Annotated in this window: 11 protein-coding genes; 9 read left to right on the forward strand and 2 right to left on the reverse strand. The window is 60.8% G+C overall.

Features of this window, described 5'->3' with window-relative positions; genetic code table 11:
- Positions 1-50 precede the first annotated feature (50 nt).
- Entirely contained in the window at positions 51-464 is a 414-nt protein-coding gene (locus tag O4H31_RS01925; protein WP_067622268.1) for a DUF7282 domain-containing protein, read from the forward strand.
- Positions 465-611: 147 nt separating this feature from the next.
- Here O4H31_RS01925 and O4H31_RS01930 read toward each other — a convergent pair whose 3' ends face one another.
- The gene (locus O4H31_RS01930) at positions 612-1,838 is read right to left on the reverse strand and encodes an argininosuccinate synthase (protein ID WP_269342228.1); all 1,227 of its coding nucleotides are present in this window, start codon (positions 1,836-1,838) and stop codon (positions 612-614) included.
- Between the two features lie 124 nt (positions 1,839-1,962).
- Between O4H31_RS01930 and ilvA the strand changes: the two genes are divergently transcribed.
- The 3 genes from ilvA to O4H31_RS01945 all read left to right on the forward strand — a co-directional run bounded on the left by ilvA (position 1,963) and on the right by O4H31_RS01945 (position 4,552).
- Positions 1,963-3,195, forward strand: coding sequence for a threonine ammonia-lyase IlvA (gene ilvA / locus O4H31_RS01935; RefSeq protein ID WP_269342230.1), 1,233 nt, complete (start codon positions 1,963-1,965; stop codon positions 3,193-3,195).
- An 89-nt stretch (positions 3,196-3,284) separates the two neighbouring features.
- A complete protein-coding gene (locus O4H31_RS01940) occupies positions 3,285-4,094 on the forward strand; it encodes a response regulator (RefSeq protein ID WP_269342232.1) in 810 nt (269 codons plus the stop codon).
- The gene (locus tag O4H31_RS01945; RefSeq protein WP_269342234.1) at positions 4,091-4,552 is read left to right on the forward strand and encodes a PP2C family protein-serine/threonine phosphatase; all 462 of its coding nucleotides are present in this window, start codon (positions 4,091-4,093) and stop codon (positions 4,550-4,552) included. The genes O4H31_RS01940 and O4H31_RS01945 overlap by 4 nt, the downstream gene beginning before the upstream one ends.
- On the opposite strand, the gene O4H31_RS01950 is transcribed toward O4H31_RS01945, so the two are convergent.
- The gene (locus tag O4H31_RS01950) at positions 4,549-4,986 is read right to left on the reverse strand and encodes an NUDIX domain-containing protein (protein WP_132443952.1); all 438 of its coding nucleotides are present in this window, start codon (positions 4,984-4,986) and stop codon (positions 4,549-4,551) included. The two genes, O4H31_RS01945 and O4H31_RS01950, sit on opposite strands and share 4 nt — an antisense overlap.
- A gap of 76 nt (positions 4,987-5,062) precedes the next feature.
- On the opposite strand from O4H31_RS01950, the gene O4H31_RS01955 reads away from it, so the two are divergent.
- From O4H31_RS01955 to O4H31_RS01975, 5 genes are all read left to right on the forward strand, one after another.
- Positions 5,063-6,037: an Hsp33 family molecular chaperone HslO gene (locus tag O4H31_RS01955; protein ID WP_269342239.1), complete on the forward strand. Its 975-nt coding sequence runs from the start codon at positions 5,063-5,065 to the stop codon at positions 6,035-6,037.
- A gap of 1 nt (position 6,038) precedes the next feature.
- Positions 6,039-6,635 carry a CoA pyrophosphatase gene (locus O4H31_RS01960; protein WP_269342241.1) on the forward strand — a complete coding sequence of 199 codons (597 nt, stop codon included), beginning with the start codon at positions 6,039-6,041 and terminating at the stop codon, positions 6,633-6,635.
- Positions 6,611-7,792 (forward strand): CCA tRNA nucleotidyltransferase, encoded by a 1,182-nt coding sequence (locus O4H31_RS01965; protein ID WP_269342243.1) that lies wholly within the window; start codon positions 6,611-6,613, stop codon positions 7,790-7,792. Before O4H31_RS01960 ends, O4H31_RS01965 begins: the two co-directional genes overlap by 25 nt.
- 164 nt (positions 7,793-7,956) lie before the next feature.
- Positions 7,957-9,795 (forward strand): ABC transporter ATP-binding protein, encoded by a 1,839-nt coding sequence (locus O4H31_RS01970; RefSeq protein WP_269342245.1) that lies wholly within the window; start codon positions 7,957-7,959, stop codon positions 9,793-9,795.
- Complete coding sequence (locus O4H31_RS01975; protein ID WP_269342246.1) at positions 9,792-11,624, forward strand: ABC transporter ATP-binding protein; 1,833 nt, start codon at positions 9,792-9,794, stop codon at positions 11,622-11,624. The genes O4H31_RS01970 and O4H31_RS01975 overlap by 4 nt, the downstream gene beginning before the upstream one ends.
- Positions 11,625-11,634: the final 10 nt, after the last annotated feature.

Below are 11,634 nucleotides of genomic sequence, written 5' to 3' on the forward strand. Positions count from 1 at the left end.
TTGGGTTGCTGTCGTGACTACGGCGTTATTTCAAACGGAGGGAAAACCAGATGAAAAAATTTGCAAGCACCGTAGTCGCCCTGTCCATGATTGCCGGTGGCGCATGGGCTGATGCTCATGCCATGGCAATGGTCGAAGCGTCGGGCCAAGATGTTTCGAATGGCGTCGTTAGCGCCGATAAAGTGATGGCCGGAGAGAATGGCTGGCTGGTCGTGCACCGCACCGATGCCGACATGAAGCCCGGCCCCGTTGTGGGCTATGCGCCGCTGCGTGCGGGTGAGAACACCGACGTGGTCGCGATCCTGCAAGAGGACGTGGCTTCGGGTGATATGCTGATGCTGATGGTGCATTCCGAAGATGGCGGCATGAAGACCGGTGTGTTCGAATACACGCTGGGCGCCAAGGAAGACGGTCCGATCAAGCCAAACGGCGAATTGGTGATGAAAGTCGTCACTGCCGATTGATTTGGCATTGATAGATGTAGAAAGGCCCGGGCGGGAACGTCCGGGCCTTTTGCGTTTGTGCGCGGGGCAAACCGCCGGGGGCACTGCCCCCGGACCCCCGCGGGTATTTAAGAAAGGATGAAGAGAGGAATTAGGTCCCCTCTTGGTTCAGCCTTTGGTGCGCTTATCGCGGGCGGCGAGGAGTTTGAGGCGCAGGGCGTTCAGTTGGATGAAGCCTGCGGCGTCTTTTTGGTCATAGGCGCCGGCGTCGTCTTCGAAGGTTACATGGGCTTCGGAGTAGAGGCTGTGATCGGACCAGCGACCCACGGTGCGGACATGACCTTTGTAGAGTTTCAGGCGCACGGTGCCGGTGACATGGGCTTGGCTTGCGTCGATGGCGGCTTGCAGCATGGTGCGCTCGGGGCTGTACCAGAAGCCGTTGTAGATCAGTTCGGCGTATTTCGGCATCAGCTCGTCTTTGAGGTGCATGGCGCCGCGGTCGAGGGTGATGGATTCGATGCCGCGGTGGGCTTCGAGCAGCAGGGTGCCACCGGGGGTTTCGTAGATTCCGCGGGATTTCATGCCGACGAAGCGGCCTTCGACGAGGTCGAGACGTCCACAGCCGTGTTTGCCGCCAAGTTCGTTCAGTTTGGTGAGGATCGTGGCGGGGGACATGGCTTCGCCGTTGATGCTGACGGCATCGCCGCGCTCAAAGCCGATCTCGACGTATTCGGGCGTGTCCGGCGCGTCTTCGGGGCTGACTGTGCGCTGGTAGACGTAGTCGGGCGCGTCGATGGCTGGGTCTTCGAGGACTTTGCCTTCGGAAGAGGTGTGCAGCAAGTTGGCGTCAACAGAGAAGGGGGCTTCGCCGCGTTTGTCTTTGGCGACGGGAATTTGGTGCGCTTCGGCAAATTCCAAGAGTTTGGTGCGGCTCGACAGATCCCATTCGCGCCAAGGGGCGATGACTTTGATGTCGGGGTTGAGCGCGTAGGCGGCCAGTTCAAAGCGGACCTGATCGTTGCCCTTGCCGGTTGCACCGTGGGCCACGGCATCGGCGCCGGTTTCTTCGGCGATTTCCACGAGGCGTTTGGAGATCAGCGGGCGGGCGATGGAGGTGCCCAGAAGGTAGAGACCCTCGTAGACCGCGTTGGCGCGGAACATCGGGAAGACGAAGTCGCGGACGAATTCTTCGCGCACGTCTTCGATGTAAATGTTCTCTGGCGCGATGCCCATCATCTCGGCCTTTTTGCGGGCCGGTTCCAGCTCTTCACCTTGGCCGAGGTCGGCGGTGAAGGTCACCACCTCGCAGCCATATTCGGTTTGCAGCCATTTCAGGATGATCGAGGTATCGAGGCCGCCGGAATAGGCAAGCACGACTTTCTTGGGCGCGGACATGACGGGGTTCCTTTCAAGTTCGCTCTGCGAGGTAGCGGTTTTCGCGGGCGCGGGCAAGATTGAAGCCTGCGTTGACCTATGCAGGCTGCGCGCCTATCGACGAATGGCAGCAAGGAGAGCACAGATGGCGGATGAATTTGCACAGAAAGCACAGGCGGCGGCAGAGGCGCTACGGGCATTGTTCCCGGCGACACCGCTGCTGCGCAATGAGCATCTGTCGGACCGCTTTGGCGCGGATATCTGGCTGAAGCGCGAGGATCTAAGCCCTGTCCGCTCTTACAAGCTGCGCGGGGCGTTCAATGCGATGCGCAAAGTGATCCCGGGGCAGGGGGTATTTGTCTGTGCCTCGGCGGGGAACCATGCGCAGGGGGTGGCTTTTGCCTGCAGCCATTTCGGGGTGCGCGGCGTGATTTTCATGCCGGTGACTACGCCGCAGCAGAAGGTGCAAAAGACCCGGATGTTCGGCGGTGAGAATGTCGAGATTCGGCTGGTGGGGGATTATTTCGATGCGACCTTGGCGGCGGCACAGAGTTTTTGCCGGGACGAGGGCGCTCATTTCCTGTCGCCTTTCGATGATGATGACGTGATTGAGGGGCAGGCTTCTGTTGCCGTGGAGATTGCCGCGCAGTTGGGCCGGGTGCCGGATCGGGTGATCTTGCCCGTAGGCGGCGGCGGGCTGTCTTCGGGGGTGGTCAGTTATTTTGGGGACGCCTGCGACTATACATTCGTTGAACCCGCAGGGGCACCGAGCCTTGCACGGGCGTTGGAGGCCGGGGCGCCCGTGGATGTCTCTCCGATCGATAACTTTGTGGATGGCGCTGCGGTGGCCAAGATCGGCGCGCGGACCTTTGAGCGTTTGCGCGGGGTGAACCCGGCGGATGTGGTGCATCTGCCGGAGGATCGGATTTGCGTGACGATCAACGAGATGTTGAATGTCGAAGGCATCGTTTTAGAACCGGCAGGCGCGCTGTCGATAGATGCGCTGGGCGAGGTGGCCGATCAGATTGTCGGCAAGACGGTGGTCTGTGTGGCTTCGGGCGGCAATTTTGATTTCGAGCGTTTGCCAGAGGTCAAAGAGCGGGCGCAGCGTTATTCGGGCGTGAAGAAGTATTTCATTCTGCGCATGCCGCAGCGGCCGGGGGCGTTGAAGGAGTTTCTGATGCTGCTTGGTCCGGAGGATGACATCTGCCGGTTTGAGTATTTGAAGAAGTCGGCGCGGAATTTCGGCTCTGTCCTCATTGGGATCGAGACGCGGCGACCTGAGAATTTTAAGCCCTTCCTTGAACAGTTGGGGCAATCTGGCTTTACCTATACGGATATCACCAACGACGAGACCTTGGCGCAGTTCGTGCTGTAGGCGCGTCCGGTGCAGCGGATTTTCAGAAGAATTCACGTTTCGGTAAGGCATCGCTGTTTAGATCAGCGGGCCTGTCAGGATCGTGTCGCATGAAATTGGATATCCCCAGCCTCTCCGAAGCGGTGGCGACGCCTGCTGTGTCGCCATTGATTTTGGTGGTTGAGTGGGATGAAACCCATCGGGAATTTCTTTCGGCGTCTCTGAGGGCATGGGGGTATGAGGTGATCTCTGCCGCGTCGGGTGCTGTAGCCCTGACCCTTTGCGAGCGCCGCTTGCCTGATATCGTGCTCTGCAGTTGGGCGATGACGGGGCTGTCGGGGCTCGACTTCTGCCGGGCTTTCCGAGCCCTGTCGGAAGAGCGTCGTGGCTATTTCATTCTGCTTACCGACAGGCCTGAGGGGGGCGCGGTGGCCCGCGCCCTTGATGCGGGGGTTGATGATGTGTTGATCCGGCCAATTGGTCCGCCGGACCTGCGCGCCCAGGTCATGGCAGGGGAGCGTTTTCTGGTCATGCAGCGTGAGTTGACGCAGAAAAACAAGCTGATCACCGAAACATTGGATGTTCTTCGGCAGGTGCATGCGCTGATCGACAAGGATTTGATTGAGGCCAAGAAATTCCAGCAATCGCTACTCCGCGAACGCTATCGCGCCATGGAGGGGGGCAATCTGTCGATGATGCTGCGCTCTGCCGGGCATGTTGGCGGCGATTTGGTGGGGTATTTCCCTGTGCGACCGGGAGTCGTGGGGCTTTTCGGTTTGGATGTGTCGGGCCATGGCATCAGCTCGGCCCTGATGACGGCGCGGCTGGCAGGATATCTGTCGGCGTCGACGCCGGACCAGAACCTTGCGCTTACGCTGCTGCCCGGGGCAGCTATGCGGCCCGCCCCCCGGGGGAGGTGATCGAAGAGCTTAACGATCTTGTTCTTCATGAGATGGAGACGGAGCATTATTTTACGCTGATGCTGGCGATTGCCGACCTCACCACCGGGGTGGTCACTGTTGCGCAGGCAGGGCACCCGCATCCCGCTTTGCTGCGCGGCGATGGGCAGGTCGAACAGCCGGGCACCGGGGGCTTTCCTGTTGGCTTGCTCGCCGGGGTGGGGTTTGAGGAATATAAGCTTCAGATGGCGCCGGGGGACAGGCTGTTGATCCTATCGGATGGGGTGACGGAATGCCCCGATCCGGGCGGAGAGATGTTGGGCGAAGAGGGTTTGGCGCGGATGCTGGGTGAATTGCGCCGGTTCAGCGGTCCGGCGCTTCTCAGCGCGCTGGTCTGGAAGCTTTCCGAATTCGCGGGCAGCCGTGATTTCCCCGATGATGTGTCAGGGATATTGCTTGAGTATCAGGGCAACGTTTAGCGCAGGTGGCGTTGCAGAAACAGGCGGTCGCCTTCGTTTGCGAGGGTCGCCAATGCTTCGCTGGCGGATAGCACCAAGGTGGCGTGATGTGGTTCTGTCGGCGCGGCGATCTGGCGCACGGGATGCGCGACGTAGATATGGCAGATCTTTTGCGCCCAGAGGTCGTAATCCTTCATATAGGTAAAGCGGCGGAATGCGCCCAATCGGCGCGGGCGGGCAATACGCCAGCCGGTTTCTTCAAGCACCTCGCGGTGGAGTGCTTGGAGCGGGGATTCTCCCGCTTCGATACCGCCGCCAGGCAATTGCACCTCGGTGTCTTGCGCCATTTCCAGCGTCATCAGGAAACGGCGTTGCAGCGGGAGAATAGCATAGACCCCGGGCCGCGGTGTGTAGCTTTGGCCGGGCTGTGGTGTCTCACCTGTACGTCGGATCATCTGCTGCCCCTTTTTCCATGGGTTGCTGCGCCTATATAGACGCGGTATGCCAAGCGGCCCCCGATAAGGAAACCCGATGACCCAAGGAACTAAAATCGCGTGGGACGATACCGTTCTGCCCTTTCAGCTTGATGATGTCGACATGCGCGGCCGCGTGGCGCGGCTTGATGGCGTGTTGGAAGGCATCCTAAAGCAGCACGATTACCCGCCGCAGGTCGAAGCCTTGGTGGCCGAGATGGCGTTGTTGACCGCATTGATCGGTCAGACGATCAAACTGCGTTGGAAACTGTCGCTACAGGTGCAATCCAAAGGTGCCGTGCGGATGATTGCGACCGATTACTACGGCCCCGAAAAGGAAGGCGAGCCTGCACGCATCCGCGCCTATGCCAGCTATGATGCGGATCGGCTGACCGATGACGCCCCGTTTGAACAGATCGGCGAAGGCTATTTCGCGATCATGATCGACCAAGGCAAAGGCATGACCCCCTATCAGGGCATCACGCCGCTGGCCGGTGGGTCTTTGGCTGCCTGTGCGGAAGCCTATTTCGCCCAGTCCGAGCAGTTGCCGACCCGCTTTTCGCTGAGCTTTGGCAAATCGTCGGGTCCGGGCGAGCCAGAGCATTGGCGTGCTGGTGGCATCATGTTGCAGCATATGCCCAAAGCCTCGCCACTATCGGCGTCGGGCGAAGGGACGGGTGAGGTCCTCAAAGCCGATGATTTGGTCGAAGGCGACGAGGCCGAGAATTGGAACCGCGTGAACATCCTGCTCGGCACGGTTGAGGATCTTGAGCTGATCGGACCCAGCGTACCGCCGACCGATCTTCTGTTGCGATTGTTTCACGAGGAACAACCGCGGGTCTATGATCCTCAGCCGGTGCGTTTCGGCTGCACCTGTTCCGAAGACCGCGTGCGTCAGAGCCTGTCGATCTACTCGGCCCGCGATATCGAAAAGATGACGACGGAAGAGGGGCGGGTGACCGCAGACTGTCAGTTCTGCGGTGCGCATTATGACCTTGATCCGGCCACGGTCGGTTTCGACGCCAAGGCCTAGGGTGAGCGACCGGTTCCAATCCTTTCGCGTGGCCCTTGCCCAGACTGGGGTAGAATCCTCTGATTTTGATCTGAACCCGGAGGTCACCCTGCCCGAGGGGCGCAGTCTGCGGCCTGCCGGTGTGCTCGCCCCGGTGGTGGATACCGGTACGCGGCTGGAACTGATCCTGACCAAGCGGTCTTCGGCGCTGAAACATCACCCCGGGCAGATTGCTTTTCCGGGGGGCAAGCAAGACGGCGGCGATGCGGATGTTATCGCCGCCGCCCTGCGCGAAGCGCGCGAAGAGATCGGCCTGCCGAGCGACATCGTAGATGTCTTGGGCGTTCTTCCGGCCCATGAGACGGTGACCGGCTTTAGCGTGACCCCCGTGATCGGCTATGTGACGCGCGATTTCACCGTGGTGCCAGAACCCGGCGAGGTCGAAGAGGTATTTCGCGTGCCGCTGGACCATGTGCTGAACCCCAGCAACTACCTTGTGCATTCCCGACGTTGGCGCGGCCAGCGGCGGTATTATTACGCTGTTCCCTACGGCCCCTATTACATCTGGGGCGCGACCGCGCGTATGTTGCGGGCATGGGCGACACGTATGAACAGATGATTCCAATCACGACACGTTGGTTACATGACGCAGACGCACAGCAGGTTTGCCGCGTGGTGCAGGATGGCGGGCACCGTATCTATTTCGTCGGCGGTTGCGTGCGCGACGCGCTGCTGGGCCTGCCGGACAGTGATGTGGACCTCTCCACCGATGCGATGCCTGAAACGGTGATGGCGCTGGCCAAGGCCGCCGGGGTCAAGGCCGTGCCGACAGGGATCGACCATGGCACGGTGACGCTTGTGTCGGGCGGCAAACCGTTTGAGATCACCACCTTTCGCCGCGATGTGGAAACCGATGGCCGCCGGGCTGTCGTGGCTTTCTCAACCGATATCACCGAGGACGCGCGGCGCCGCGATTTTACGATGAATGCGCTTTACGCCACGCCCGAGGGCCGTGTGATCGACCCGTTGGGCGGTCTGCCTGACCTGCGCGCGCGACGACTGCGTTTTATCGAAAATGCAGGTCAGCGTATCCGCGAGGATTACCTGCGCACCCTGCGCTATTTTCGCTTCATGGCGTGGTATGGCGACCCGGAGGCGGGGCCGGAGCCGGAGGCGCTGGATGCCATCGCGTCGAACTTGGATGGGTTAGAAACGCTTTCGGCCGAGCGGGTCGGGCAGGAGTTCAAAAAGCTGCTCCGCGCGCCCGATCCCGTCCCGGCCTTGGCGTTGATGCGGCAAACCGGTGCCTTGCCGGTGCTTTTGCCGGGGAGTGATGACCGCTGGCTATCCATGCTGGTTCATTTTGAACAAATGCTGGGGCTCGAGCCTGACTGGCTGGTTCGGCTGGCCGCGCTGGGCGGGGAGGCCTTGGCGGATCGTCTGCGGTTGAGCAAGGCAGAGGCCAAGCGCCTGACGTTGCTGCAAGAGCAAGGCTTTGCCGGGCCACCGCTGGCTGAACTTGCCTATCGTCATGGGGCGGGGATCGCCCGTGGCGCTGCATTACTACGCGGCGCTATGGCAGAAAAGATGCCCGAAACCACCGTGTTAGAGACGATTTCAAACGCCGCCACTGCCCGTTTTCCGGTAACGGCCAAAGACCTGATGCCAGCGTTCAAGGGCCCGACGTTAGGGCAAGAGCTTGCCCGGCTGGAGAATATCTGGATCAATTCCGGCTTCACTCTGGCCCGCGCGGAGCTGCTGCGAAAGTCCAGCTAGGTCGACATCGCGCGGAAATTCGGCTATCCAAACCGCATTACAAGGGAGATGGGCGAGATGTACCGCGGGATCTGGTTTAGCTAAGCTGGCATAACCATTGCCCCTTTGCGGCTTTGCTATTGGCATTGCCGCGTATTTTGCACGTCTATTTCCAAGGTCTCCTCATGTTTCGCTTTTTCGAAAACCTCGTTGATCCCTATGTTGCCTATCGGGAAAAGGATCACCCGCCGCAGGGGCTTTGGCCCTTTTTGCGGGACTATGCGCAGCCGTTTAAAAAGGTCTTTGTCCTCGCCGGGGTGATGGCGATCCTTGTCGCGGCGATTGAGATCGGTTTGATCTACTATATGGGCCGTATCGTTGACCTGCTCGGCAGCGACCCCGCGCAGATGTGGGAGGACTATGGCACCGAACTGACCCTGGTGGCCCTTGCCGTGCTGTTCCTGCGGCCCTTGGTGCAGGCGGTCGACGTTATGCTGCTGAACAACGCCATCCTGCCGAACTTTGGCACCCTGATCCGCTGGCGGGCGCATCGGCATGTCTTGCGGCAGTCGGTCGGCTGGTTTGAGAATGATTTCGCCGGGCGTATCGCCAATCGCATCATGCAAACACCCCCCGCGGCGGGGGAGGTGGTCTTTCAGGTTTTTGACGCGATCTCTTATTCGCTGGCCTATATGATCGGCGCGGCGATCCTGCTTTCCACCTCTGATATCCGTTTGTTAGTGCCGCTTTTGGGGTGGTTTGTCCTTTACGCTGGCTTGGTGGCATGGACGATCAAACGGGTCGGGCCTGCGTCCAAGGCGGCGTCAGACGCGCGGTCTCAGGTGACGGGGCGCGTGGTGGATGCCTATACGAATATCCATTCGGTCAAGATGTTCGCGCACCATGATCTCGAAGTGGATTTCGCAGGCGAAGCCATCGAAGAGGCGCGGCGTACCTTTCAGGGCGAGATGCGGATTTTCAGCATCATGGACGTGGTGCTGACCCTTCTTAACGGCATGTTGATCGTGGGTATTGTCGGCTGGGGGCTGGTGCTTTGGATGGCGGGCGAAGCGAGCGTCGGCGTCGTGGCCGCTGCCGCCGCGCTGGCGCTGCGGCTTAACTCAATGACCAGCTGGATCATGTGGGCGCTTTCGAGCTTCTTCCGTGAACTGGGTGTCGTGGCCGAGGGGATGGAGACCATTGCCCAGCCCCTTGCCCTGACCGACCGACGCGATGCGCCGCCCTTGAAGCTGACCGAAGGCCGGATCGAGATGGCAGATCTAAGCCACCACTACGGGCGCGAGAGCGGCGGGATCCAAGGCATCAATATCACCGTACAACCGGGTGAGAAAATTGGCCTTGTTGGCCGCTCCGGCGCGGGAAAATCGACCCTCGTGAAACTGATGCTGCGGTTCTACGATGCCGAGGCGGGGCAGATCCGGATCGACGGGCAGGACATTTCACAAGTCCGGCAAGACAGTCTGCGGCGGCACATCGGCGTGGTGCAGCAGGATTCCTCGCTGCTTCATCGTTCGGTGCGTGAGAACATCCTTTATGGCCGTCCCGACGCAACCGAGGCTGAGATGATCGCGGCTGCGAAACAGGCGCAGGCGCATGAGTTCATTCTTGATCTGACTGACCCGGAGGGGCGCGCGGGCTATGATGCGCGTGTCGGTGAACGGGGTGTAAAGCTCTCCGGCGGGCAGCGTCAGCGCATCACGCTGGCGCGCGTGATCCTCAAGGACGCGCCGATCTTGCTGCTGGATGAGGCGACCAGCGCGCTCGACAGTGAGGTGGAGGCGGTGATCCAAGAAACGCTCTATGGCATGATGGCGGGCAAAACTGTCATCGCCATCGCGCACCGGCTGTCCACAATTTCCGAGATGGACCGAATTCTTGTTCTGGATCAGGGACGTATCGTCGAAGAAGGCACCCATGACGCGCTTTTGCAGAAAGCTGGCCTATATGCAGCCTTCTGGCACCGTCAGTCGGGCGGTTTTCTCGCATTGGATGACAAGACGTGAGCATTTCGAACTGGATCAACCCGTTTCACCCCGCTGATGGCCCGCCGCCGCAAACGCTGGGGGCCTTCATGCGCTGGTGTCTGTCGGGGGCTTGGCCGGTGCTTTGGCTTGCCGCGCTCCTTTCCGCCGCCGCTGGCGCGATGGAGGCGGGCACGGCGTGGATATTGGGCAAGGTCATCGACGCTACGGTCAGCGCGGGGCCAGAGCGGTTCTTCGAAGGCAGCAGTCTGGTGCTGGTGCTGGGCGCAGTGGCGTTCTTTCTGGTGGCGCGTCCCGTGCTGTTCGGCCTCTCTTCGGCGTCGAACGCGATCATGGTCCAGCCCAATGTGAACCCGCTGGTGTTGTCGCGTCTGCACCGTTGGACGCTGGGGCAAAACGTAAATTTCTTTGACGAAGACTTCGCCGGACGCATCGCGCAAAAGCAGATGCAGGCCGCGCGGGCGGTGACAGATGTGGCGGCCGAGGTGATCAACGTGGTGGCCTTTGCGTTGGCCTCTCTCGTCGGGTCGGTTGCGCTGCTCTTGGCGATTGACTGGCGCGTGGCGGTTGGGTTTTCGGCCTGGCTGGTCATGTATCTGGCGCTGATCAACTGGTTCCTGCCCCGGGTCCGCAAACGGGCGGCAGGCCGTGCCGGGGCGCGGGCGTTGGTGTCGGGGCAGGTGGTGGATACGATCACCAATATCAAAACGGTGAAACTCTTTGCCCATGCCGATCACGAGGACCGCGCGGCGCTTTCCGCGATGCAAAGCTTTCGTGCCCGGGCGTTGGAGTTCGGCTATCTCGCCGCCGGGTTCCGTTTGGCGCTGATGAGCCTTGCCGGGCTTTTGCCGGTCTTGCTAATGGGCGGGACAATCCTACTGTGGCAGCGCGGCATGGCGAGCGAGGGGGATATCGTGGCCTCCGGTGCCATCGCGATCCGTATTGCGCAGATGACGGGCTGGGTCTCTTTCACGCTGATGGCGATCTATTCCAACATTGGCGAGGTCGAGGACGGCATGCGCACCCTGACGCCACGCGTGCGGTTGGACGATGGGCCTGATGCGCAGGAGTTGGTGGTGAAGGCAGGGCAGATCGAATTGCGCGACCTCGGCTTTGCCTATGGCCGCCAGACGGGTGGGATCGACCAAATTTCACTGACCATCAAACCGGGCGAGAAGCTGGGGATTGTCGGTGCCTCGGGGGCAGGGAAATCGACACTCGTTGCGCTGCTCTTGCGGCTCTATGAACCGGAGCAGGGCAAGATTTTGATCGACGGGGTGGATAGCTCGACAGTCATGCAAGAGAGCCTGCGCCGCAACATCGGGATGGTCACGCAGGAGACTGCGATGTTCAACCGTTCGGCCCGGGATAACATCCTTTATGGTCGGCCCGACGCGACAGAGGCCGAGGTCATCGCCGCTGCGGAACGTGCCGAAGCGCATGAATTTATTCAGGAACTCGAGGATCACAAAGGCCGTCGCGGCTATGACGCGCATCTGGGGGAGCGTGGGGTGAAGCTTTCGGGTGGGCAGCGGCAGCGCATTGCCTTGGCCCGCGCCATTTTGAAAGACGCGCCAATACTGGTGTTGGACGAGGCGACAAGCGCGCTGGATAGCGAGGTGGAGGCCGCCATTCAGCAGACCCTAGACCGTGTAATGGAAGGCAAAACTGTGCTGGCCATCGCCCACCGCCTGTCGACCCTGACAGAGATGGACCGCATCATGGTGTTGGACGCAGGCCGCATCGCAGAGATCGGCAGCCATGCTGATCTGCTTGCCCAAGACGGGCTTTATGCGCGCTATTGGCATCGTCAGTCAGGCGGGTTTCTGGATGTGAAGGCGGCGGAATAGGCTTTCGCTG

The organism is Sulfitobacter dubius, assembly GCF_027214245.1.
Taxonomy (GTDB): domain Bacteria; phylum Pseudomonadota; class Alphaproteobacteria; order Rhodobacterales; family Rhodobacteraceae; genus Sulfitobacter; species Sulfitobacter dubius_A.

What these genes read in the sequence shown, in the direction of transcription:
- O4H31_RS01925 (WP_067622268.1), top strand. Translation starts at nt 51, where the DNA reads ATGAAAAAATTTGCAAGCACCGTAGTCGCCCTGTCCATGATTGCCGGT.
- O4H31_RS01930 (WP_269342228.1), bottom strand. Translation starts at nt 1,838, where the DNA reads ATGTCCGCGCCCAAGAAAGTCGTGCTTGCCTATTCCGGCGGCCTCGAT.
- ilvA (WP_269342230.1), top strand. Translation starts at nt 1,963, where the DNA reads ATGGCGGATGAATTTGCACAGAAAGCACAGGCGGCGGCAGAGGCGCTA.
- O4H31_RS01940 (WP_269342232.1), top strand. Translation starts at nt 3,285, where the DNA reads ATGAAATTGGATATCCCCAGCCTCTCCGAAGCGGTGGCGACGCCTGCT.
- O4H31_RS01950 (WP_132443952.1), bottom strand. Translation starts at nt 4,986, where the DNA reads ATGATCCGACGTACAGGTGAGACACCACAGCCCGGCCAAAGCTACACA.
- O4H31_RS01955 (WP_269342239.1), top strand. Translation starts at nt 5,063, where the DNA reads ATGACCCAAGGAACTAAAATCGCGTGGGACGATACCGTTCTGCCCTTT.
- O4H31_RS01965 (WP_269342243.1), top strand. Translation starts at nt 6,611, where the DNA reads ATGGGCGACACGTATGAACAGATGATTCCAATCACGACACGTTGGTTA.
- O4H31_RS01970 (WP_269342245.1), top strand. Translation starts at nt 7,957, where the DNA reads ATGTTTCGCTTTTTCGAAAACCTCGTTGATCCCTATGTTGCCTATCGG.